Annotated in this window: 17 protein-coding genes; 14 read left to right on the top strand and 3 right to left on the bottom strand. The window is 26.0% G+C overall.

Annotation, left to right across the window (positions count from 1 at the left end):
* Window positions 1-5: 5 nt before the first annotated feature.
* Window positions 6-764, top strand: a complete 759-nt coding sequence (locus tag ACTHUW_RS00440; protein ID WP_442197140.1) for a TPM domain-containing protein — start codon at window positions 6-8, stop codon at window positions 762-764.
* Window positions 765-800: 36 nt separating this feature from the next.
* Here ACTHUW_RS00440 and ACTHUW_RS00435 read toward each other — a convergent pair whose 3' ends face one another.
* Entirely contained in the window at window positions 801-2870 is a 2070-nt protein-coding gene (locus tag ACTHUW_RS00435) for an ATP-dependent helicase (protein ID WP_442198957.1), read from the bottom strand.
* Window positions 2871-3037: 167 nt separating this feature from the next.
* On the opposite strand from ACTHUW_RS00435, the gene ACTHUW_RS00430 reads away from it, so the two are divergent.
* From ACTHUW_RS00430 to ACTHUW_RS00390, 9 genes are all read left to right on the top strand, one after another.
* A complete protein-coding gene (locus ACTHUW_RS00430; protein WP_442197142.1) occupies window positions 3038-3553 on the top strand; it encodes a hypothetical protein in 516 nt (171 codons plus the stop codon).
* A gap of 107 nt (window positions 3554-3660) precedes the next feature.
* Window positions 3661-4017 carry a hypothetical protein gene (locus ACTHUW_RS00425; protein ID WP_442197143.1) on the top strand — a complete coding sequence of 119 codons (357 nt, stop codon included), beginning with the start codon at window positions 3661-3663 and terminating at the stop codon, window positions 4015-4017.
* Between the two features lie 60 nt (window positions 4018-4077).
* Complete coding sequence (locus tag ACTHUW_RS00420; RefSeq protein WP_442212249.1) at window positions 4078-6951, top strand: PD-(D/E)XK nuclease family protein; 2874 nt, start codon at window positions 4078-4080, stop codon at window positions 6949-6951.
* On the top strand, window positions 6908-10189 hold the full coding sequence (locus tag ACTHUW_RS00415; protein WP_442212247.1) for a UvrD-helicase domain-containing protein: 3282 nt from the start codon (window positions 6908-6910) through the stop codon (window positions 10187-10189). Before ACTHUW_RS00420 ends, ACTHUW_RS00415 begins: the two co-directional genes overlap by 44 nt.
* A 93-nt stretch (window positions 10190-10282) precedes the next feature.
* Window positions 10283-11863: a Na+/H+ antiporter NhaC family protein gene (locus tag ACTHUW_RS00410; RefSeq protein WP_442197146.1), complete on the top strand. Its 1581-nt coding sequence runs from the start codon at window positions 10283-10285 to the stop codon at window positions 11861-11863.
* 130 nt (window positions 11864-11993) lie between these two features.
* Window positions 11994-13658 carry an ABC transporter ATP-binding protein gene (locus tag ACTHUW_RS00405; protein WP_442212245.1) on the top strand — a complete coding sequence of 555 codons (1665 nt, stop codon included), beginning with the start codon at window positions 11994-11996 and terminating at the stop codon, window positions 13656-13658.
* 60 nt (window positions 13659-13718) lie between these two features.
* Window positions 13719-14366, top strand: coding sequence for a hypothetical protein (locus tag ACTHUW_RS00400; RefSeq protein WP_442197148.1), 648 nt, complete (start codon window positions 13719-13721; stop codon window positions 14364-14366).
* A gap of 10 nt (window positions 14367-14376) precedes the next feature.
* Entirely contained in the window at window positions 14377-16602 is a 2226-nt protein-coding gene (locus ACTHUW_RS00395; protein WP_442212243.1) for a glycoside hydrolase family 31 protein, read from the top strand.
* A gap of 70 nt (window positions 16603-16672) precedes the next feature.
* The gene (locus ACTHUW_RS00390) at window positions 16673-17056 is read left to right on the top strand and encodes a hypothetical protein (RefSeq protein ID WP_442197150.1); all 384 of its coding nucleotides are present in this window, start codon (window positions 16673-16675) and stop codon (window positions 17054-17056) included.
* Window positions 17057-17078: 22 nt separating this feature from the next.
* On the opposite strand, the gene ACTHUW_RS00385 is transcribed toward ACTHUW_RS00390, so the two are convergent.
* The gene (locus tag ACTHUW_RS00385; RefSeq protein ID WP_442197151.1) at window positions 17079-17636 is read right to left on the bottom strand and encodes a hemerythrin domain-containing protein; all 558 of its coding nucleotides are present in this window, start codon (window positions 17634-17636) and stop codon (window positions 17079-17081) included.
* A 386-nt stretch (window positions 17637-18022) separates the two neighbouring features.
* Here ACTHUW_RS00385 and ACTHUW_RS00380 point away from each other — a divergent pair, with 386 nt between their 5' ends.
* Genes ACTHUW_RS00380 through ACTHUW_RS00370 form a run of 3 tightly spaced genes read left to right on the top strand, consistent with a single transcriptional unit; the run spans window position 18023 to window position 19879 of the window.
* Complete coding sequence (locus tag ACTHUW_RS00380) at window positions 18023-18385, top strand: GntR family transcriptional regulator (RefSeq protein WP_442197152.1); 363 nt, start codon at window positions 18023-18025, stop codon at window positions 18383-18385.
* A 1-nt stretch (window position 18386) separates the two neighbouring features.
* Window positions 18387-19082, top strand: a complete 696-nt coding sequence (locus ACTHUW_RS00375) for an ABC transporter ATP-binding protein (protein WP_442197153.1) — start codon at window positions 18387-18389, stop codon at window positions 19080-19082.
* Entirely contained in the window at window positions 19082-19879 is a 798-nt protein-coding gene (locus ACTHUW_RS00370; protein WP_442212241.1) for a hypothetical protein, read from the top strand. Before ACTHUW_RS00375 ends, ACTHUW_RS00370 begins: the two co-directional genes overlap by 1 nt.
* A 34-nt stretch (window positions 19880-19913) precedes the next feature.
* Here ACTHUW_RS00370 and ACTHUW_RS00365 read toward each other — a convergent pair whose 3' ends face one another.
* Window positions 19914-20996 carry an NAD(P)H-dependent flavin oxidoreductase gene (locus ACTHUW_RS00365; protein ID WP_442197155.1) on the bottom strand — a complete coding sequence of 361 codons (1083 nt, stop codon included), beginning with the start codon at window positions 20994-20996 and terminating at the stop codon, window positions 19914-19916.
* A gap of 400 nt (window positions 20997-21396) precedes the next feature.
* Between ACTHUW_RS00365 and ebgA the strand changes: the two genes are divergently transcribed.
* The gene (gene ebgA, locus ACTHUW_RS00360) at window positions 21397-24483 is read left to right on the top strand and encodes a beta-galactosidase subunit alpha (protein WP_442212239.1); all 3087 of its coding nucleotides are present in this window, start codon (window positions 21397-21399) and stop codon (window positions 24481-24483) included.
* Window positions 24484-24613: the final 130 nt, after the last annotated feature.

Genomic DNA, 24613 nt, shown 5'->3' with positions numbered 1-24613 from the left:
AAAATATGATTAAAAAAAAGATATTTAGTTTATTACTTGTAATATTTATATTATTTAGCTTTAATATATCCTTAGCATCAAATTTTGATCTTCCAGAAGCAAGCTATGAATTTTATGTATATGATGAAGCCAATATAATAAATGCTAATGTAGAGGAACATATAATAAATACAAATAAAGATTTATATGCAAATTATGGTGCTCAAGTAGTTGTAGCAACTATAAACTCGCTTGAGGAGCGTTCAATAGAAGAATTTGCAGTTGAACTCTATAGAGAATGGGGCATTGGAAGTTCAGAAGGAGATAATGGTGTACTTTTACTTGTAGCTCCAAATGAAAAGAGACTTAGGATAGAAGTAGGGTATGGTTTAGAAGGAGCTTTACCTGATGGAAAAGTAGGACGAATTCGTGATGATTATCTGGAACCAAATTTCAAAGATGAAAACTATAGCGAAGGTTTACTTTTAGCATTTAATAATATAATTACTGAAATAGAAAATGAGTATAATGGAATAGAATCTAAAGATGAATTTCAAGAAGAAGCAAGTGACGAAAGAGAAGGGTTTACTAGCATTCAGAAAATATTTATTGGATTACTTATAGTAATATTGTTATTCATAGACTTTAGATTTTTTGGTGGCTTCTTAACCTATATGCTAATAAGAAGTATAGGCAGAGGTAGAGGAGGATCAGGCCGAGGAGGTGGCGGTTCATCTGGAGGAGGAGGTTCTTCCGGTGGAGGAGGCGCATCTGGAGGCTGGTAAATATAAAGACGGACTAAAGTAACTTTAGTCCGTCTTTTATACTACCTCTAATAAATTATTTTCCATACTAAGGCTTAATGATACTTTCTTTTTACCAAAAGATTCAAACTTAATTGTGAGTATATCCCTATCTACATCTAATATTGTGCCTCTACCAAAAGATTTATGGATTATTTTATCACCACTATTTATTCCCATTGAGTCATTGGAAAGTATTTTTTCTAGTTCTTCTATAAATCTAGATTTATAAACTTCTTCTCCATCACGTGATTTATAAGTTATTAGTTTAAGATCTTTTTTTGCACGAGTCATACCTACATAGAACAATCTTCTTTCTTCTTCTAGTGGGTTTTTATTACCCATTTCATATTCATCTATGCTAGTGCTTGTTGGGAATTCATTATCTATTAAATCTACCATAAATACCTTTTCAAACTCTAAACCTTTTGCAGAATGAAAGGTTGATAATCTTAATTTTTCTTCACTATATTCTCTATTATCATACAATGATTTTTTTATATAATCTAATCTATCTAGTAAAAGAGCAGGGTTTATTAGACCTTCAGATATAAGTTTTAATGTGGATATTATTATCTTTATACTTTCATAGGACTGTCCATATCTTTTAGAATTTTTTCTTAAAAATTCATCATATTCTAGATCATATAATATTATATCAAGAGCTATATTTGATTTTAGTTTTTTTAGAGATTGAAATTTATCCCTTATTCTTTTGATATTGCTTTTTTGATAAGATTTTAAATCATCAAACTCAAGCAATCTATTAAATACTGATTTATTACTATCTTTACCCTTGATAAAGTTTATTTGTTTTTTAGATATATATCCATTTATTTTATAATAGATTTTTTCAAAATTATTTATATCAGTATCATCATAAGATAACTTTATAAAGGAAGATATGTCTCTAACTATCCAATGATTGAAAAAATTTAATTTTGTATCCCTTATAAAAAATCCTATATTATTTTTTAAGAGTCCATCAACTATAGCAATGGTAGATATATTATTTCTAAAAAGAATGGCAGAATTACTATAATTATTCTTTAATTTTTCAAATAAATATTCATATTGTTTTTTTTCATCTTTGAATTTTACAATAGTAACAGGTAAATCATCAGGATTTTCTGTATATAGATTTTTAGTATATCTAATAGTATTATTTGTAATAAATTTATTTGAAGTATCTACAATATTATTACTAGACCTATAATTTTGCTCCATAAAGAATTTTTTTGCATTAGTATATATTTTTTCAAAATCCAACAAATATTCAGGATAGGCTCCTCTAAAGCCATATATACTTTGATCATCATCAGCTACAATAAAAATATTATTGCGAGGTTCTGATAAAAGTCTTATTATTTTATGTTGAGCTCTTGAAGTATCTTGACCTTCATCTATTTGAATATATTGGTACCTATCTTTTAAATTACTAAGTATGAGAGGATTGTTTTCAAGTATATATATAGTTAAAGATAACATATCATCAAAATCTATATAATTATTTTGTTTTTTGAAACTTTCATATTTAGCATATATCTTTTTGAAATTATTTATATTTAATTTTTTATATTTGCAAAATTCTTCTTCCTTTAATAGCATATTTTTCACAAAACCTACAGCGTTTAAAAGCTCGTCTAATTTTTCTTCGGAAGGAAGAGAATTATTTAACTCCATATATAATTTTTTTAGCAGTACAATTTTATTTACTGGAGAATTTTTTCCTTCAATTAGAATATATTTTTTATTGTTTATTTTAGAATAATATTTTATAACACTATAAGAAAAACTATGAATAGTAGAAAAACGCACATTTCTAGCTAGTTCATTGCCAAATACCTTTGAAAATCTAATTTTCATATCTAAGGCAGAAGCCTTACTAAAAGTTACAGATAAAATACTTTGTGGATTTATATTATAATTTAATATTAAATTGGCAGTTCTAGATATTAATACAGTAGTCTTTCCTGCACCTGGAACAGCAAGCACTAGGGCAGGGCCATTTTTATGTTCTACTGCTTGTTTTTGTCTGGAATTAAGCTTTATACCAAAGTTATTTGATAATTTATCAAAGAAACTCAAATAATTACACTCCTTTAGTCTATAATATAAAATTATATCATAAAACAATTCACTCTAACACTTTAATATAAGTAACTCGACATAGATCACATAAATGTGTTATAATATCATATACTATTAGTACCAGGTACTAAGAACTAGCATTAATAATTTTTAGGAGTGATATTATGTATGATAATAATGTAGTTTTTTTTAATGAAGATTTTAGTAAAGCTAAAAAAGAGGCTAAAAAATATATTTTAGAATTATCAAAAAGAGGTAAAAAAATAGTATTGTTAGATTCATTTTGGAGCAAAGAAAAATATTCTAGATTTATAGCTTCTCCATATCGAGAAAACATAGAAAAGAGATATCATATAAAATTATCAGTGGAAGATTTTTTAAGTGAAGATAATTTAATAGAATATATGAATGAAAGAAAAGTAAATATAATAAAAGTAAAATCTATAATAGGTTTTATGAGTGCATCAGAACTATTTCCTGTTATAGTCTCAAAACTTGATACCATTAATACAAAAGAGAGTATACATGTTTTGTTAAATGACTATATATTAGAAAATATAGAATTAAAAGAGATAATAAATGTGCTAAATTCATTAGATAAATCTAAGATAAAATTTATCATATTATCATCAAAGCAAGAAATGATCAAAGAACTAGATGCTAATGTCTCAATAATTTAAATTAATTCTTAAAATTTTGTAAATACTGATATTTCGATAAAATAAGCCTTCTTTTCATGTTATAATCTTCTTGAGATTTATTTTGGGGATTTAAAGGAGGTATTTAAATGAAATATATAAAAGAAAAAATAGCAAGAGAATACTATGAAGGACTGTTGTCTTTGAAGGATTCTAATAATGATATAAATAAAAAATTATATGAAAAAACATGTAATATAGATAAAAATAAATTTATTAAAGATTATCCTATTTCTACATTAAATATAGTAAGTTATAGAACATTTTGGGAGTTGTTATTACAATTAAATATAGTTACAAGTCCTTTCAATTCAGAATCAAATAACTCTAATGAATTTGAATATCAATTAAAAAAAGTAATAGAATCTTTAACATATGACAAATTTACAAATTATAATGTAAATGATGTATTGTATATATTTGAAAAATATAAAATTTCAGCTTAATCCTCTATATGAGGATTTTTTTGTTATATAATAAAAGTATAAAATTATTGAGGTGATAAAATGAATGATAAAATTGTTTATTTTGGTGATATAAATAATAAATATAAAGATGAATTAATAAAAATATCAAAAACATATATAGAAGACAATGAATGCGAAAAACTATATTATATACTTCCATCAAGGAATTTACTAATTAAATATAGAAAAGAGTTGTTAAAAGATTCTAAAGGAGCCTTTAATTTAAATGTAATAACTTTTGATGATATAGTAGATAAATTAATCAATAAATCCAATTATATTGAAATTGGAGATATAGAAAAACAAATCATATTATCAAATCTACTTAAAAAACTAGATGATAAGGATATGATAAAATTCTATAAAAGTAATATAAAAAGTGATAATTTCATAGATAATCTGATTTATATAATAGGAGAAATGAAAAGAAACTTTGTTAATTATAAAGATATAAAAATAAAAAAAGATGATCATAAAAAATTTAAAGAAATATTTTACATATATAAAGAATATCAAATATTTTTAGAGGAAAATAATTTATTAGATAAAGAAGAGATTTTTTTAAAGGCATTAGTTAATTTCAATGAAAATAAAGATATATTTAAAGATTTACAAACAGTAATAATTGATGAATTTTTTGATTTTAGAGATCAAGAATTTGAACTAATAAAACAATTATCAAAGATGAATACAGACATCTATATAAATATTCCATATAAAACAGATAGTGAATATACTACTATAAGAAAAACATTAGAAGATTTAAAAAATATAGGTTTTACTATAAAAGACAAAGAAAATAAGGGAAAAACTTTTTATGATGAATTATCAAGCAAATTATTTTCTGAAAAAAAACCAAATATCTCTAATATGGGAACTTTAAATATAAATAAAGCAAATAGGATAGAAGATGAAATTGCAAAGATAACAGATCAAATAAATAAATCTATAAGGAATGGAATAAGCCCTAGTAAAATAGCAATTGTTTCAAATGATTTGGATATATATGAAGATTTAATCCTAAAGAAACTAGATGCTTATAATATATTATATAATTTAGAAAAAAAAGAAAAAATGATAGATATACCAATATCTAAAGATCTATTAAAATTAATTAACTTAATGATAAATCTTAGCAAAGATAATCTAATTAAAGTAATGGATTCGCCTTATTTAAATATTAAAGAAGAATTTGAGGATAAGGTTAATTTGTTAAAAGAAGAAAGATTTGATATAGATTATATTAAAAAAATACTTGTAGATATTGATTTACAAGGTAATATTTACAAACTATATTTAGAGCATAAAAGCAAAGAAATATATTATAGGGATATAAGATTTATAAATAAACTATATGAAATCTTAGAAAATATAGAAAGAAGTTTTCATGTATTTTTCAAAGATGAATTTGATATAAATTCATTCTATAGGATATTAAAAAAAGTATTTGAAAAAGAAGATATAGTTATAAGGGAGAAAAGAAAAGATGGTATAAATATAATAAACCCTTCTTTAACTAGGGGTCTAAGTTTTGAAGAAATATATATAGTGGGTTTAAGTGAAGGTAAATATCCTAAAACATATAAAAATGATTGGTTTTTCAATAAAAGAAATGAAGAACTTTTAAAAGACAAGGGGATTATATATCCAACTAAAAAAGAAATATATGACAAAGAAAAACTATTATTTGCTATTTCAATATCTAGAGCAAATTCAAAGTTAAGCTTATCTTATAGTAATCAAAATATATCAGATCTTTCCTTTAAATCAATTTTTATAGACGAATTAATGAATAAGTTAGATTTAAATGAAAATAATATGAAAAATATAGCTAATAATTATGATTTAACAAAAGATATACTGGATATATTTGATAAAAAAGAAATTTTTCAAAATTTACTATTTAAGCATTCTAAAAAAGAAAATATTATAGAAGCTATAAATATGTATAATTTTATAGATGAAAATAGTATATATGATATAAAAAGAAAAGTAGATGTAGAAAGTAAAAGAAACTCATCTAAATTTACTGAATTTGATGGCAATATCAATAGTGATATCAATTTCATTGATAAAAAATTTAGTATAAGTAGCTTAGAAACTTATGCAGAATGTCCTATTAAATATTTTTTCAAATATGTATTAAATATAAAGGAGGAAGAATCAGAAGGTGATTTTGATAATAGAGATAAAGGAAATATATATCATATAGTACTCTCAGAATTTTATAGTAGATTTAAGGGTAAGGAGCCTCAAAACATTCCTGAGATTATAGAAAAATCACTTATAAGGATATTTAAAAATGAATTTAAATTACAAGATATAAAGGGCATATGGGCTTTAAGAATTGAATCCATACAAAAAAATATAATAGAATTTTTATATAAAGATTTAGAAAGATTGAAAGAAGAAAAAATCAATCCTAAGTTTTTCGAATACAAATTTGGATATGATGAAGATTTTATTTTAACTACTGAAGATTTTGATATTAAATTATGTGGGAAAATTGATAGGATTGATATGAAAAATCAAGGATTAATAATATATGACTATAAAACTTCATCTGCTAAAAACATAAAAGATATTGAAAAGGGTACAAGCCTTCAATTACCTATATATGCAATGGTGATGAAAGAAAAGAAATATGAAATTTTAGAGACGGCTTATATAACTTTAAATGATAAAAAATATTCTTATCTATTAGAAAAAATAGACCTAGATAATATGATAGATATTGCAAAGACACATATCAATAATTATATTGATGGCATAAATTCAGGAAACTTTTTTGTTAAACCTAGTAAATGCAGTGCATATTGTCCTTATAAAACTATATGTAGATATAATAAAGAAAGAATAGAGAGAAAGGATGAAGAATATGATGCTTACACAAAATCAGAAGCAAGCTATTAATATAATAGATCAAAATTTACTTGTAAATGCAGGAGCAGGAAGTGGTAAAACCAAGGTACTAGTGGATAGATATATAAATATATTAGAAAATGGAAATTTAGAAAAATATAAAGAAATTGAAGGTATAGTTGCAATTACTTTTACTAAAAAAGCTCAAAGCGAAATGAAAGAAAGAATCAGAAAAAAGATAATTGAAAAATCTAAATTAAACTTAGAATGGAATCGAATATATGAAGATTTAGAAATGGCTAATATTTCAACAATACATGCTTTTTGTTCAAACATATTAAATGAAAATCCAATAGAAGCTAAAGTTATACCAGGCTTTGGTATATTAGAGGAATATGAAAAAAGCAAATTTATTGATGAAATATTAAAAGAAATATTAATTAAAAAAATTGAAAATGATGATAAGGTCTATAAGTTTTTAGAATACTTTACTCCCTTTTCTATGGAAGAGAGCACATATAAGGAAAATATAATAGATACAATTAAAAAAATATATTTTAATATCAGAACTACAGGTAAAGACATCTCTGATGTAGAAGATATAACAATTAATAATATTGATAATCTAAAATGTAACTTTAGCAATCTAGATTATATAAAAGAAAAGGTCACATATTTAATAGAAAACTGTACTAAAAAATCAAAAATAAATAAATTGAAAGATAGTGATATTTGGATAGACTTTTATAATGATGATGATAAAGAAATTAAAAAAGAAGATTTATTTAAATTATTATATATAAAGCAAAATCTAGGTAGAAATAAAAAGATTCAAGAAACTATTGATGAAGTTACTAAAGAGATTGATCACGCATTAAAATTATTAGAAAAGATGAATAAGGATACCTATATATCAATTTTTCATATATTAAGATTGTTGGATGAAAAATATATTGAGAAAAAAGAAAAAGCATGTAAATTAGATTATGAAGATTTACAAATATTAACTTTGAAACTATTTAACAATAATGAAATTTTAAATCATTATAGGGATAAATTCAAATATATAATGATAGATGAATTTCAAGATACAGATAATTTACAAAAAGAGATATTATATAAGCTATGTTCTAAAGAAAAGCCATTAGATAGAAATAATTTGTTTGTAGTGGGCGATCCCAAACAATCAATATATAGGTTTAGAGGGGCAGATATTTCAGTATTTGATGAAGTGAAAAAAGATATATTAAAAGAAAATGATAAGCTAGTACTTTCATTAGATGATAATTTTAGAACTAAAGATACAATAATGAAAGTAATAAATAATTTTTTCCTTAAATTAATGAAAGAAAAGTATCAAATACTTCATCCAAATAAAATTTCTAAAAGTAAAGTAGATGTTGAAATATTAAAGAATGATGATTTGAATATTCCCCAATCTCAAGACAAGGGTGAATATAGCAAAAAATATGAAGCAAGTTTAATAGCTAAAAGAATAAAATCATTAGTAAATGATAAGGAGTATAATTATAATGATTTTGCAATGATTTTTCGCTCCATGACAGATGTATCTTTATATGAGGAAGAATTAAAAAAATATAATATACCCTTTTCTACAATTTCAGGAAATGGATTATTATATTCACAAGAGATAATAGATATAATAAATGCATTAAAACTTATAAATAACAAAGAAGACCTATTAGCCCTGGTAGGATATTTGAGAAGTCCTATGCTAGGAGCTTCAGATCAAGAAATATACGATTACATTGAAAATGAAAAAGAAAGTGAAACAATAAAACTTGGATATGAAATAATTGATCAATTAAGTAACTTAAAAGGAATTATAAGATTAGATGAACTATTGATAGAATTAGTAAATCTTACTAACTTTGTAGAAATTTCCTTACTTTTATATGATAATATTCAAAAAAAATCCAATGTAGAAAGATTTATATCATATACAAAAGAAATTGTCATGGATGAACATATGGATCTAAATGAATTTTTAAATCATATAGAAGATTTAAAAAAATATGGACAAGATATTGAAAAAGAAAATGTAGGATTAGAAAAAGATTCAGTCAACATATTAACTATTCATAAATCTAAAGGTTTAGAGTTTAAAGTTGTAATAATACCACAAATTTCAAAGCCATTTCCAAGCAAAACTCATGATTTCTTATATGTAAAAGATAAGGGTATGGGAATAAAATATTTAGATCAAAATAATAAAGCTTGTAAAGAGTTATCTTTTATATATTCAAATTTAATGGATATAGAAAAAAAAGAAAATTTAGAGGAAAATAAAAGAATATTATATGTAGCTATGACAAGAGCAGAAGAAAAATTAATACTAGGATGTCAGGCTGCTGCAAGTAATTATAAAAATTCTTTTAAAACTATGCTAGAAGAAAATCTTGATAGTCCAAATATAAAATATATAGACAATATAGACTTATCATATGAAGAAGATGAAGGCATTAAAATATTAAATGAAAATCATCTTAATAAAAAAAATATTAATAATAATGTATTTCCTTTAATTGATAGCTATAATAATAGTATTAAAAAGAAATTTGAATCTTTAAGCATAAGTTCTTATATGAAATATAAAGATTGTAAAAGAAGTTTCTACTATGAATACTATGAAAAGACTCCTTTATTTAACAATAATAATGCTATAAGTAAAGGAAAAGTATTAGCTAGTGCACAAAAAGGAATTATAATTCATAGGATATGTGAATTGTATAATAGTCATATAGATAAAGAGAAAATAATAAAAAAGGTATTAAAGGAAAACAATATTAATAGTTCAAAAGAAATAATTGAAGAAATAACTCCTTATTTAGATAATTATATAAGGATGAAGGATTTTTACGATAAGAAAGAATATAATGAAATTCCTTTTTTATATAATATATCTGACATCAAGTTATCAGGGATTATTGATAAGATAATTATAGATGAAGATGGAGGAGAAATAATTGATTTAAAAACCAATGCAGTTAAAAACAAAGAGTATATTATAAATAAATATTCTACTCAAATGCAGCTTTATGCATCTATTGTTAAAGATTTATATGGGGTTCATATAAAAGGTGCTAAATTAATGATGCTTAAAACAGGAGAATATTTGCACATAGATATATCAAATGAAGCTTTAAAAGAAAACATGACAAATATAAAAGAATTCATTAATTTTGTAAACTTACATTCTGAAAAAATAGATTATAAAAAGGATATAAGTAAATGTAATTACTGTAATTATAAGAAGATTTGCAAATAAAAAAATATTCAAAAAATTAAAGGATATTTTGAATTTATGTCGAATATATATACTATGGGGATTTTAAATAAAAAATAAGAAGGAGTGATGTGTATGGAATATGGATGGCTTGCGATAATTCCCCCGTTAGTAGCTATAACTTTGGCATTTATAACAAAAAGAGTTCTTATATCTTTATTTTTGGGGATTTTTTCAGGAGGGTTGATAATATCAGGTTGGAATCCTTTTAGTGGGGTTGTATACACCTTAAATACTGTAATAGGATCTATCACTGATGAATGGAATGCTCAACTTTTATTATTTAATCTACTTATGGGCTCAGGGGTTGCATTTATTTGGAGGCTTGGAGGTAGTAAAGCACTTACAACTTGGGCAAGGAAAAGAATTAAGACTAGGAAAGCTGCCGGAGTAGGAGCTTGGGTACTTGGTATTGTTATTTTCTTCAACGATTATGTAAATGCTGCAATAGTAGGTAATGTTTTTAGGGATATTTCAGAAGAACATAAAATATCCTCAGAAAGATTATCATATATATTAGACTCTACTGCAGCTCCTGTAGCAACCTTTTTCATATCTGACTGGATAGCTTTTCAAATAGGTATGGTAAAGACTGGTATGGAAACAGCTGGAATAACTAGCATTGAACCCTTTACTGGGTATCTTTATAGTATACCTTTAAACTTATATTGTATATTGGCAGTACTTCTTGTAGGAATGCTTGTTATAACAGAAAGAGATTTTGGACCTATGCTTAAGGCAGAACACAGGGCAGTGACTGAAGGTAAAATTGTTCGTGATGGTGCAAAACCAATGCTTGATGTAAATTACGAATTAGGAGAGCCTAAAGATACTAAACCTATGCTTATAACTTTTTTCCTTCCTTTAATAGTACTTGTAGGAGTTACTCTTTTTGGTTTCTGGTTTACCGGAAGAGGAGCAGGAGGAATAACAGATATATTAGGTGCATCAGACCCAGCAAAGGCACTTTTATGGGGATCATTTGCAATGGCTTTAACCGGAATAGTGATGGCTCTTTCTACTAAAATAATGAATTTAGCAGAAACTATGGATACATTTGTAGATGGACTTAAACTTATGCTACTTGCATGTGTAATACTTGTAATGGCTTGGAGTTTGGGTGCAGTAACTGCTGAAATGGATTTAGCTGGATTTATTGTTAGAGCAATACCTGAAAATTTACCATTTGTAATGGTACCAATTATAATATTCTTACTTGGAATGTTAATTTCATTTGCAACTGGTACATCTTGGGGAACTATGACTATACTCACACCAATAGCTATACCACTAGCATATGTTTTAACAAATGATGCATATCTTTCAGTAGCAATGTCAGGAGTAGTATTTTCAGGGGCTATATTTGGTGACCATTGTTCACCAATATCAGACACTACAGTACTTGCATCAATATTTTCTGGAGCAGATCATATAGATCATGTTTCAACACAAGTGCCATATGCAATAACTACCGCAGTAGTTGCACTTTTAATGTATCTATTATGGGGACAATTCTTCATTAGCCCAGCTATACTCATACCTCTTGGTATAGTAATATTATTTGCTCTTATGTATGGATTATCAAAGCTCTCTAGAAAGAAATATGGTATTCATCCTATAACAAAGAAAACAATAAAAAAGAAAAAAGCTAATTAAACTAAATAATAAAAAATGATGCCTTTATAAAGGCATCATTTTTTATTATTTAGAGCCACTAAAGATATTGACTTTAATAAGTTTTAGAATTAAACTATATATAGGATAATTTAGATAAGGAGGAAGTAAAATGTTGAAAAAATTTGCATCTTATTATAAGCCCCATAAGAAATTATTTATATTAGATATGGTATCTGCTTTTTTAATAGCTGTAATAGATTTAATATTCCCTATGGTAACTAGAGAGTTTACAAGAGATATAATACCAAATGGAAAAATGAGAGAACTTTATATCATAACAGGGGCTTTGGTAGTATTATTTATAATTAGGGCTATTCTTAACTATATAGTGGACTATTGGGGTCATGTAGTGGGCGCTAGAATGGAAGCTAATATGAGAAAAGATTTATTCTCACATATTCAAACCTTGCCTTTTAGTTATTTTGATAAGGTGAAAACAGGTAATCTTATGTCTAGGATAGTAAATGATCTAAGAGAGATATCAGAACTTGCTCATCATGGGCCAGAAGATTTGTTTTTATCTATCATAATGCTTATAGGTTCTTTTATACTCATGTTTACTATAAATATACCACTCACATTAATAGTTTTTACCTTTATACCAGTGATGTTATTTTTTGCATTCAAAAAGAGAAATAAAATGAATCATGCATTTAGGACGGTAAAAAAGAAAATAGCAAATGTGAATTCTCAATTACAAGATAGTTTATCTGGAATAAGAGTAGCAAAATCTTTTGCTAATGAAGAATATGAAATGTATAAGTTTGAAATAGGAAATAGGGAATTTAAAGATTCAAGAGAATTTGCCTTTAAATCTATGGCAGAATTTTTTACAGGAATGAACTTTTTAATAAACATGCTTAATCTTGTAGTTATAAGTGTTGGAGGTATATTCATAACGAATGATACTATGAATTTTTCTGATTTATTAGCCTTTTTATTATTTATAAATTTCTTTATGCAACCAATTAGAAGACTCACTCAATTTACTCAACAATTTCAAGATGGAATGACTGGATTTGAAAGATTCTTACAGATATTAGAGGTTAAACCTGATATTGTTGATGAAGCTGAAACAGTATTAAAGGGCATAGATTTAGACATTGCACATGGAAAGACATTTGCACTAGTTGGGCCTTCTGGTGGAGGAAAATCCACTTTATGTAATTTAATACCTAGATTTTATGAAGTAGATGAAGGTAGTGTAACTATAGATGATATAGATATAAAGAAAATAAAGATCAAATCATTAAGAGAAAATATTGGTTTTGTTCAACAAGATGTGTTTTTATTTACTGGGACTATAGAAGAAAACATATTATATGGTAGGTCAGATGCTACACATGAAGAAGTAATAGATGCAGCAAAAAATTCAAATATTCATGATTTTATAATGACTTTACCTAATGGATATAAAACATATATTGGAGAAAAGGGCGTAAGATTATCAGGAGGACAAAAACAAAGAATTTCTATAGCTAGGGTTTTTCTTAAGAATCCACCTATTTTAATACTTGATGAAGCAACTAGTGCATTAGATAATGAAACAGAAATTAAGATTCAAAAAGCATTAGAAAAACTATCAAAAGGAAGAACTACTATAGTTATTGCCCATAGATTATCTACTATAAAAAATGCAGATAAGATTGTAGTATTAACAGATAAGGGTATAGAAGAAAAAGGAACGCATGAAGAATTATTAAAGAATGAAAAGCTATATTCTAAATTATATAAATCTCAATTTAAAGGTTATATGCCTGAGGAAGTAGCATAATATACTATAAGAATAGATTTTTTGGGTATAAAGAAGTAAAAGATGAGAGGAAGTGTTATAATGACACGAGTATCTAGTACTTCAAGAACTAAAAGAAGGATTCATAATAGTTTTGTAGAAAGAAATAGGCAGGTTTTAAATACTTCTAATATAGACAGAGTAGAACCTGCAAGTAGAACGGAAAATAATACTTCTTACTCAAATGCCAATCATTTATTAGCATCTGATCAATTTTATGATGATTTAGAAAGATTAAAAGAACATTATTATGGCTTTTATCATAGTGAAATAAGCCTTGAAAAAGAGATCAAATTATTTGAGTTAAATAAAAATTATAGTATTTATAATATGAAAAAATTATTAGATAAGTATAATTCAGCACTAGGTTCTTTAGAGATATTAGATAAGGAATTTAGGACTAGTTATAGCTTAGACATCAAAGAAACAGTAAAAAATCACAGCTATACCTTATCTGAAACTGGGATAAATATAATAAATGATGGCAAACTTAAATTAGATACAAATAAATTTATAGATAAAATTAAATCTATGGAAAATTTTGATGATTCTATAAATAATTTGAAAATATTAATGAAGGATATATATAATAAATTCAAATCAATAAAAGTACCTACAAATAACAATACAAATGGATATGATGATATTGAAATAAACTATTCAGGTGTATTAATAGATGAAAAATATTAGGAGAGATATAATGATAAAAAAGACTACATATGGATATACCATAGAAAATAATAATGTTTTTTTGGATATAGTATTTTATGGTGATGATATAGTTAGATTTTCTTATTCTAAGGAAAATAAACTGCCAAAAACATCTATAGCTGTAATAGCTAAACCTAAAAAAATAGATTGCGAAATTGAAAATAATAATATTTCTACAGATAAATTAAAAATAAATATAGATGAAGAAACTTTAAAAGTGTCTATTTATGATAAAAATGGAAATTTATTAAATAAGGATAAAAATTTAGATTTAAATAATATATCTTTAGAAAAATTCATGAATGATGAAAAAGGTTTTTATGGTATGGGAGAAAAATTTGGTTTTATAAATCAGATTGATACAGACACAGTTAATTGGAATAATGACGTGCTTGCAAATAGTGATATTCATACATCAATAATAAAAGAATACCATACTGCAGTACCTTTTTATATAGGATTAAAAGAAGACCTTGCTTATGGGATATACTTTGATAATACATTTAAAACTCATTTTGATTTTGGCAAAGAAAAAAAAGATAGGGTTAAATTTAAAGCTGATGGGGGTAGAATAGATTACTTCTTTATATACGGACCAGAAATTTCAAATGTAGTAAGAAATTATAGTTATATTACAGGAAGAATGCCTTTACCTAGGAAAGATTTTTTAGGCTATCACCAATGCCGTTGGAGCTATGAAAATAAAGAGGAATTGCTAGAAGTAGCTAGAAGAATGAAAAAGGAAAATATACCATGTGATGTATTATATCTTGATATAGATTATATGAAAGACTATAAGGTATTTACCATAGATGATGAAAAGTTTAGTGAATTTAAGGAAATGAATGATGAATTAAAACAAATGGGTTTTAAATTGGTAGTAATAATAGATCCAGGGGTAAAAAAGGAAGAAGGATATAAGGTATTTGATGAAGGAAAAGAAAAAGATTACTTTATAAAAGATAAAAATGATGATATATATATTGGTGAAGTTTGGCCAGGGGATTCTGCCTTTCCAGATTTTCTAAGAAATGATGTCAAGAAATGGTGGGGAGAACTTCATAAGGAATTAATAGATTTAGGTGTAGAAGGAATATGGAATGATATGAATGAACCAGCTGATTTTTCTACAGATAGCAAAACTTTACCGCTTGATACTATTCATATTGATAATGATGGAAATGAGAGGGCACATTCAGAAATTCACAATATATATGCAATGCTTGAAGCTGAAGCTAGCTATAAGGGACTTAAAGAAATAGATGCAAAGAAAAGACCCTTTATATTAACTCGTGCAGCTTTTGCAGGAACTCAAAGATATTCAGCACTGTGGACTGGTGATAATGAATCTGTATGGGAGCATTTAGAAGCGAGCATTCCTATGTATTTAAACTTATCTTTAAGTGGATTTTCATTTATAGGTGGAGATGTAGGAGGATTTAATGGTGATAGTAATGGAGAATTACTTACTAGATGGACTCAATTAGGAGCATTTACTCCATTTTTTAGAAATCATAGTGCTAAAGGTACAATAAATCAAGAACCATGGTGTTTTGGAAGAGACTATTTAAAAGTAATTAAAGACTATATATCACTTAGATATAAATTCATGACTTACTTATATAATTTAATGAGAGATAATTCTCTTACAGGAGAACCAGTTTTACGTCCTCTTTTTTATCATTATCAAGAAGATGAAAAAACATATGATATAAATGATCAATTTTTATATGGTGAAAATATAATGATTTGTCCTATAACAAAACCAAGAACATACAAGAGAATGGTTTATTTACCAGAAGGTAAATGGTATGATTATTTTACAAAAGAGATAATAGAAGGTGGAAAGTATATTATAGCAGATGCTCCTTTAGAGAAGTTACCAATATATATAAAAGCAGGAGCTATAATACCTATAGATAATAATGGATTAGAAATACATTATTATTATGGGCTAGAAGGAAAATATAAATTATATATAGATGATTCTTTATCCTTTGATTATGAAAAAGGTAAGTATTCAGAGGTAGAATTAAATATAAAACCTGATACAGACAATATAATCGTTAAAGGCCAGATTTTAAAAGATGGATATGAATTTCCTAATATAAAAATTGTAATACATGGCTTTGTAGATGCCAGTAAAGTTACAATAGATGGTGATGAACTCAATTTCAATAAAGAAAAAGAACTATATTTAAATATAAATAAATAAAAATCATTCACAAAAGAATACTCTCTACATAATATATATTGAATACGAAAAAGTAGAGGAGGATTTTTTTATGAATGAAAACATAGCTTATCCTGAAATGTATGAAAAACTTTATCCAAAAGTAGAAGATACTATAATGAAATATTATCCATATGATGATATGGATGAAATGCCAACAAATGAAGAATTAGAAAGAATGATTGATGAAATATATAACGATATGATAAACGATTATCCAGAAATTGAAGATGATATAAGAGAAAAGCGTGTAATGAGCAGGGGAGTAAATATGCAAAGACCTTATTATGGTAGAAGACGACTTTTTAGAGATTTTATATCTTTGATATTGCTTGGAAACCTATTTAATAGGCGTAGAAGAAGACCATACCCTGGTTATGGCAACTATCCAGGCTATAGAAATTATCCAGGCTATGGTAATAATCCATATTATTAAAATATAACTGCTAAGAATATTCTTAGCAGTTATATTTTTTACTTAAATTTTCTATTAAATCTAGATATTTTTTCTTCTTATTTATATTTTCTTGTGTTTCTTCTATTGCCTTAACTTCCTTGTTTATTTTATTTAAGGTATCATTAGATAAATGTGCTATAGCATATTTATATATGACATTATCTTCTTTAAAGATATGATTTGTAAGTAAATTTGCATATCCTATAGCATTTGCAATTATATCTACCTTAGATTCATTATCACCATCATTATATTTTTTTATAGCCATTTCTAAATTAATTACAAAGCTTCTTGCATAATCATGCTCTATAAACATTCCTCTTACTGGTCCTTCACCTATATCTAAGGATAATTCCTCTTGCATATATTTAAATAATATTTCTTCTTCTTTACCATGATGATGTTTATCAGCATAATTCCTAATAAAATCAATTATATGGGAAAAGTCATTTATATCAACATCCTTGCCCTCTACCATATCCACACAGATACATCTCACTATTTTTAAAATCTTCTTTATATTATCATGTTCATTAACTAAAATATCTATTGAATTCATGATTTATCTCCTTTCCAATTTCATAAATTTTATTCCTATTATAATTATACCAATAAATCATGATTTTAATTGTGATATCCATCATTTTTCACAAAAAAAGTTGATTATCTTAAGATAATCAACTTTTTAAAGAAATGTAAGATTAGTAATTACCGTATCCAGGCATGAATAAAACTACTAATAATAAGAAGAAAAACAATAACTCACTTGAAACGCCACATCCTTTACTTGACATATAAAGTCCTCCTTTTGAAGAAAAGTAATAGTATCTAATATTATTATATTTAAAATTAAGAATTAAGTGACAAATATTTTTAAAATATATTGACATAACTAGTGTCATGGTGTACTATATATATAGGTCATTAAAACAGTGGAGGGGAAACATGGATTTTAATAATAATATACCTATATATATTCAAATAATGAATCATATAAAAAGATTGCTTGTAAAAGGGGAACTTAAAAATGCTGACAAAATAATTTCAGTAAGGGATATGTCAGAAAAATTCAAGGTAAATCCAAATACAGTACAAAGAGCATATAGTGAACTTGAAAGAGAAGGCATTACTTTTACTAAAAGAGGAATGGGAACTTTTGTCACAGAGGATGAAAATATTATATTAAATCTAAAAAAGGAACTATCTGATGAAATAATAAATTCATTTTTATCAAATATGAAGGAAATAGGTTTTGATAAAGATGAAATATTAAATATAATAAAAGAAAAATTAAAAGGAGGTATTTAATATGGAGCAAATAGTAGAAATGAAAAATCTAACAAAAAATTATATGAAAAAAGCTGCTTTAAACAATGTGAATTTAAATATTGAAAAGGGGAAAATTGTAGGATTATTAGGTCCTAATGGTAGTGGTAAAACTACTATGATTAAAATACTTATGGGAATATTAACAGAGTCTAAAGGAGAGGTTTATATTTCTGGTAAGAAGCCAGGTATAGAGACAAAAGCGCTTGTTTCATATTTACCAGATAGAAATTTTCTATATAAATGGATGAAAATAAAAGATTCAATTGATTTATTTGAAGACTTTTATGACGATTTTGATAGAAAAAAGGCAATGGAACTTTTAAACTTTATGGAACTTAGTGAAGATATGAAAATAACTAAATTATCTAAAGGAATGCAGGAAAAATTAAACCTAACTCTTGTTTTATCACGTAAGGCAAAGCTATACATATTAGATGAACCTATAGCAGGAGTTGACCCTGTGGCACGTGAGAAGATATTAGATGCTATAATCGATAATTATAATGAAGATAGTTCAATGTTAATAACCACACATTTGGTACATGATTTAGAGAGAATATTTGAAGAGGTAGCATTTCTTAAGGATGGAGAAATAGTTTTAAATGGAAATGTTGAAAGTTTAAGGACAGAGAAAAATATGTCTATAGATGAACTATATAGGGAGGTATTTAAATAATGCTAAATTTGATTAAATATGAGATTAAAGGAAGTACGAAATTTATTGCTGTAGTAGTTATAACACTTACACTTTTAAGTTTATTTGCATTTTTAACAGCAGATGTAGATACGGTAGGTAGAACAATGTTTTTAATGGTTTTAGGAGCATTTGGTGGTAATGTTGCTATATTATATTACTTTGTAACGTCATTTAGCAAAGAAGTATATGAAGATAGGGGATACCTTACTCTTACCCTACCAGTATCAGGGAACTCCATAGTATTATCAAAACTTATAGTGACTACCTTTTGGTATACTCTATATTCTGTTATACAGCTTGGATTTATTTATTTGATATTTAGTAAATACTCTGGATTAATAGATCAACCAATACTTACAACCATATTAAAAGATATAAATAAAATTATCTTAACACCTGAATTTTTAGCAATATCAATACTTGGAATATTACAATCAATTGGATTTGTTATGACAGTTTATTTTTCTATAGCTATAAGTAAGGCTGCATTGGGAGTTAAAAAGATAGGGAAATTAATAGCATTTATAGTTTTTATAGCAATAACTTCTGCTACAACCTATATAGATTATTTAATTAATAGTTTTTTACCTTTTAATATAAATATAAATTCTCAAGCATTACAAGAAAACTTAACCTTTAATAATGTAAATATGCAAATAGAAAATACAGCTAATGCTTTTTCTGTAAATGTTCCTTCAGTAATATTCACAATTATTTTATTTTTTGTATTCCTATATTCTACAGGATATATATTAGAGAAAAAGATAGATTTATAAAAAATGCTCTCCAATTTAAATTGGAGAGCATTTTTTAATTATTACTTAAATATTTATTTGCTTCATCTACTAATTCATCCATTAATTCTTTAACTGAAGTGATTTTATCAACTCTATATGCATTTACACCTGCAAAAGCAAAGCCATCTTCAAAATTGCCCTTTTGTGCGTTTATAAGTGCATCTGCTATACAATATGGTGCAGTGCTAGGATTACATGGTTTAAGGCAATTTGCTATACATCCTTTAGGTTTTTTATTTTCTAAATTAACTTGATCTAGAAAATTATTAGAAACAGCTCTACCTGTCATACCTACAGGACTTTTTATTAAACTTATATCTTCTTTACTAGAATTTATTATTGTTTCTTTAAATTCCATTGATGCATCACATTCATTTGTAGCTATAAACCTTGTTCCTATTTGAACACCAGATGCTCCTGCTAGTATCAGGGTACTTATATCAGATCCATCATATATTCCACCACCTGCAATAACGGGTATAGATCTTTTATATTTTTCTTCAAAAGGTAAGATTGCTTCTATTACAGATTTAACTATGTTTATTAATTCGTTTTTTTCTAAATTTAAATCTTCTTCTTTAAATCCTAAATGACCTCCTGCTTTTGGACCTTCAACTACTATAGCATCAGGAATAACATTGTATTTCTTATCCCAACTTTTACAAATTACCTTAGCTGCTTTAGCAGAAGATACTATTGGAGCAATTTTTGTATCTGTATTTTTTGTAAATTTAGGAAGAGATAAAGGAAGACCTGCACCTGAAAAAATTATATCAACTTTTTCTTTTATAGATTCCTTTACAAGTTCTTCAAAATTATTTAATACTGCCATAAGATTTACTCCTATTATACCTCCATTAGAAAGTTCTTTAGCTTTTTTAATATGATTCTTTAAAGCTCTTATATTGGCTTCTTTTTTATTGGTAAAATAATCAGGTTCATTAAAACCTATTTCTACTCCTGATATCACTCCAATACCACCATTTTTAGCAACAGAACCAGCAAGACTTGAAAGTGATATACCAACTCCCATTCCACCTTGAACTATTGGAACCCTTGCAATTAAGTTTCCTATTTTAAGTTTTGGTAAATTCATATTATACCTCCAAAATATATTTATTTAGTACCAGATATTAATACTAAGTATTATTATATATTGTTTCCATTAAAAAAGAAAGTATAATTTGTTATTTATATATATTTGGCACAAATATATATAAATATACATATGATAATATTGAAAGGAGGAATTTAACAATGGGTGAAGCTCAAGGTGGTATACTCGGAGGATTATTTGATGGAGGTAGTGAATTACTATTCTTCTTTTTATTATTAGTAGTATTATTTATGCCTTATGGTTCTAGAGGGTATTAACATTATATAAAGAGGCTATATGAAAATATAGTCTCTTTTTTTGTGCAATGATTTTATTTCATGAAAAATAGTATATAATGATTAATTAAAGAACTAATTATAAAGATGTGGAGGAGAAGATTATGAATAGAGATTGGAATGATTTAGATATTTTAGAAAGAAACAGATTAGATAGTAGATCATATTTTTTTTCATATGATAATAAGGAAGATGCTTTAAGCTACCAAAGAGGAAGATCAGACAAATTTATGCTGCTAAATGGTATGTGGAAGTTTTATTATTCAAATACAGTGGAGGAATCACCAGAAGCTTTTTTTACTGATAGCTATAATGTAGATGATTGGGATGATATAAGGGTTCCAAGTAATTGGCAAATGGAAGGGTACGGTATACCTCATTATACTGATTTAATTTATCCATTTCCTATAGATCCACCTAATGTACCATCAAAAAATCCTACGGGATGCTATAAAAGAACATTTTTCATTCCGGATAACTGGAAGGACTCTAATATTATTTTGCGATTTGAAGGGGTAGATAGTGCTTTTCATATTTGGGTGAATGGAAAAGAAGTAGGATATAGTCAAGGAAGCAGAATGGCATCTGAATTTGACATTACAAAATTTATCGAAAAAGGAAAAGAGAATACAATATCTATAAGGGTTTATCAATGGAGTGATGGTACATATATTGAAGATCAAGATATGTGGTGGCTATCAGGAATATTTAGAGATGTATCTTTAATAGCAAAATCAAAAGTACATATAAGAGATTTTTTTATTAAGACAAATTTAGATGATAATTATAAGGATGCTAATTTAGAAATAGAAGTTGATATTAATAATACTAGAAAAGAAGATTTAGAAGGTTATAAGCTTGAATGTCTATTATTAAATGAAGAAGAAAAAGAAATAGCTAAACTGGAAGCTAATAATATAAAAATAAAAAATAAAAATAAAACTACTATAAATATAAATATAGATATCAATAATCCTAAAAAATGGACTGCAGAAAGTCCAAACTTATATGATTTGTTGATATATTTAAAGGATGATAAGGATAATATAATTGAAATAATTCCATCTAAAGTTGGATTTAGAAGAGTTGAAGTGAAAAATGGTAAATTTTTAGTAAATGGAGTTCCTATAATGTTAAGAGGGGTTAATAGGCATGAAGCCCATACTGATTTAGGTAGAGTGGTACCACTTGAACATATGATAGAAGATATTTTACTTATGAAAAAGAACAATATAAATGCTGTAAGAACTGCACATTATCCTAATGATCCCAGGTTTTATGAACTTTGTGATATCTATGGATTATATGTTATGGATGAAGCAGATTTAGAATGCCATGGATTTGAAATAATAGGTGAATACGATAAGATTACAAATGACCCTAGATGGGAAGATGCATATGTTGATAGGGCAATTAGAATGGTTGAAAGGGATAAAAATCATCCATCTATAATCATGTGGTCAATGGGCAATGAATCAAGCTTTGGGTGTAATTTTGTAGCTATGTCAAAATGGATTAAAAGTAGAGATAATACAAGACTAGTTCATTATGAAGAGGATAGAGAAGGTAAAGTAGTTGATATAATGAGCACTATGTATTCTAATCATCAAAAAATGATAGAATTTGGTGAAATGAAAGATATGGATAAGCCACATATACTTTGTGAATATGCTCATGCTATGGGAAATGGACCTGGTGGATTAAAGGAATATTGGGATATATTTTATAAATATAAAAGGCTACAAGGAGGATTTCTTTGGGAATTAACTGACCATGGATTAAGAAAATTTGATAAAAATGGGAAACAATATTTTGCATATGGTGGAGATTTTGGTGATTACCCTAATAATTCTAATTTTTGTTGCGATGGGTTATTAAAACCAGATAGAAGTCCAACTCCAGGATTATTAGAATTTAAAAAGGTAATCGAACCTATAAAAATAATAGAAGAAGACTTATCTAAAGGTAAAATAAAAATTAAAAATCTTTATGACTTTATAAACTTAGATTCTTTTAGTTTATCTTTTAGCATTGTTGGAGATAAAGAAGTATTTGATAGTGGTATATTAAATTTATATGCAATAAAATCAGGAGAAGAAGTTATTATAGACATTCCAATAAATCTTAAGAAAGAATATAGTTTATATACTGATTTATTGTTAAAGGTAGAAATAATAACTAATAAAGATAATAAGTGGTCTAAAAAAGGACATGTAATAACTTTTGAAAGTTTCAAATTACCTTTGGCGTCAAAAAAAGAGTGGACTACTAATATATCTGATATGAATAATCTAGATATAATTGAATCAAATACAGTTATAATTATAAAAGGGATAAACTTTGAAATAGTATTTGATAAGATAGAAGGTAGAATTTCTAAATATTTATATGAGGGAATTCAATTGATTAATGAAGGACCTAATTTTAATCTTTGGAGAGCTCCTATAGATAATGATATGTATCAAGTAAAAGAGTGGAGAGATAAAAGCATAAATAATATTCATACTAGAATAGATGATATTAAAACTAATATATATGATAAATATATTAAAATAACTATAAAAGCATATATGTCTCCACCTAATGGTGATTGGGCTATGAAAAAGGAAGAGGAATACATCATTTATGGAAATGGAGATATATTATTAAATATAAATGGCAAGGCTAAGGGAAAACTTCCTAAAACTTTTCCTAAAATAGGACTAGAAATGAAATTACAAAATGAATTGCAAAATATACAGTGGTACGGTAGAGGTCCTGGTGAATCATATATTGATAGTAAGGAAGCTAGTATGATTGGTATATATAATAGTCATGTATCAGATATGTTTACTGATTATGTCTACCCTCAAGAAAACGGAAATAGGACAGATACTAAATGGATGTCTATAAATGATGATAGAGGGATAGGTTTATTTATAACTTCTGATGAGAAATTTAATTTTAGTGCTCATAATTATACGAAAGAAGATATTGAAAGTGCTAAACATATGAGTGCTTTAAGAGTAAGAGATTTTGTAACATTAAATATTGATTATATGATTCATGGCATAGGTAGTAATAGCTGTGGACCAGCTCCTTTAAAAGAACATAGTTTAAAACCACATGATTTTAATTTTAAGATCAAAATTAAGCCGTATTCAAATGAATTAATTTCCCCCGTAATTTTAAGTGGTGAAAAAACATTATAGTTATAAAACATCCAAGGTTGGGATTTAGAGCTTTTGGATGTTTTATATTTTATTTACAATAAAACTCAAATAAAATATAAAAAAGTTCTTGACTCTTTAGTAAAATTTTAGTAAAATTAATCTAGAAAGC

This window comes from Senegalia sp. (in: firmicutes), assembly GCF_052088025.1.
Lineage (GTDB): Bacteria > Bacillota > Clostridia > Tissierellales > SIT17 > Anaeromonas.
Note: the sequence above shows the minus strand (reverse complement) of the source record. Positions and strands in the feature narration are given on the sequence as shown.

Coding starts and splice junctions, on each gene's coding strand:
- ACTHUW_RS00440 (WP_442197140.1), top strand. CDS start 6: ATGATTAAAAAAAAGATATTTAGTTTATTACTTGTAATATTTATATTA.
- ACTHUW_RS00430 (WP_442197142.1), top strand. CDS start 3,038: ATGTATGATAATAATGTAGTTTTTTTTAATGAAGATTTTAGTAAAGCT.
- ACTHUW_RS00425 (WP_442197143.1), top strand. CDS start 3,661: ATGAAATATATAAAAGAAAAAATAGCAAGAGAATACTATGAAGGACTG.
- ACTHUW_RS00420 (WP_442212249.1), top strand. CDS start 4,078: ATGAATGATAAAATTGTTTATTTTGGTGATATAAATAATAAATATAAA.
- ACTHUW_RS00415 (WP_442212247.1), top strand. CDS start 6,908: ATGAAGAATATGATGCTTACACAAAATCAGAAGCAAGCTATTAATATA.
- ACTHUW_RS00410 (WP_442197146.1), top strand. CDS start 10,283: ATGGAATATGGATGGCTTGCGATAATTCCCCCGTTAGTAGCTATAACT.
- ACTHUW_RS00405 (WP_442212245.1), top strand. CDS start 11,994: ATGTTGAAAAAATTTGCATCTTATTATAAGCCCCATAAGAAATTATTT.
- ACTHUW_RS00400 (WP_442197148.1), top strand. CDS start 13,719: ATGACACGAGTATCTAGTACTTCAAGAACTAAAAGAAGGATTCATAAT.
- ACTHUW_RS00395 (WP_442212243.1), top strand. CDS start 14,377: ATGATAAAAAAGACTACATATGGATATACCATAGAAAATAATAATGTT.
- ACTHUW_RS00390 (WP_442197150.1), top strand. CDS start 16,673: ATGAATGAAAACATAGCTTATCCTGAAATGTATGAAAAACTTTATCCA.
- ACTHUW_RS00385 (WP_442197151.1), bottom strand. CDS start 17,636: ATGAATTCAATAGATATTTTAGTTAATGAACATGATAATATAAAGAAG.
- ACTHUW_RS00380 (WP_442197152.1), top strand. CDS start 18,023: ATGGATTTTAATAATAATATACCTATATATATTCAAATAATGAATCAT.
- ACTHUW_RS00375 (WP_442197153.1), top strand. CDS start 18,387: ATGGAGCAAATAGTAGAAATGAAAAATCTAACAAAAAATTATATGAAA.
- ACTHUW_RS00370 (WP_442212241.1), top strand. CDS start 19,082: ATGCTAAATTTGATTAAATATGAGATTAAAGGAAGTACGAAATTTATT.
- ACTHUW_RS00365 (WP_442197155.1), bottom strand. CDS start 20,996: ATGAATTTACCAAAACTTAAAATAGGAAACTTAATTGCAAGGGTTCCA.
- ebgA (WP_442212239.1), top strand. CDS start 21,397: ATGAATAGAGATTGGAATGATTTAGATATTTTAGAAAGAAACAGATTA.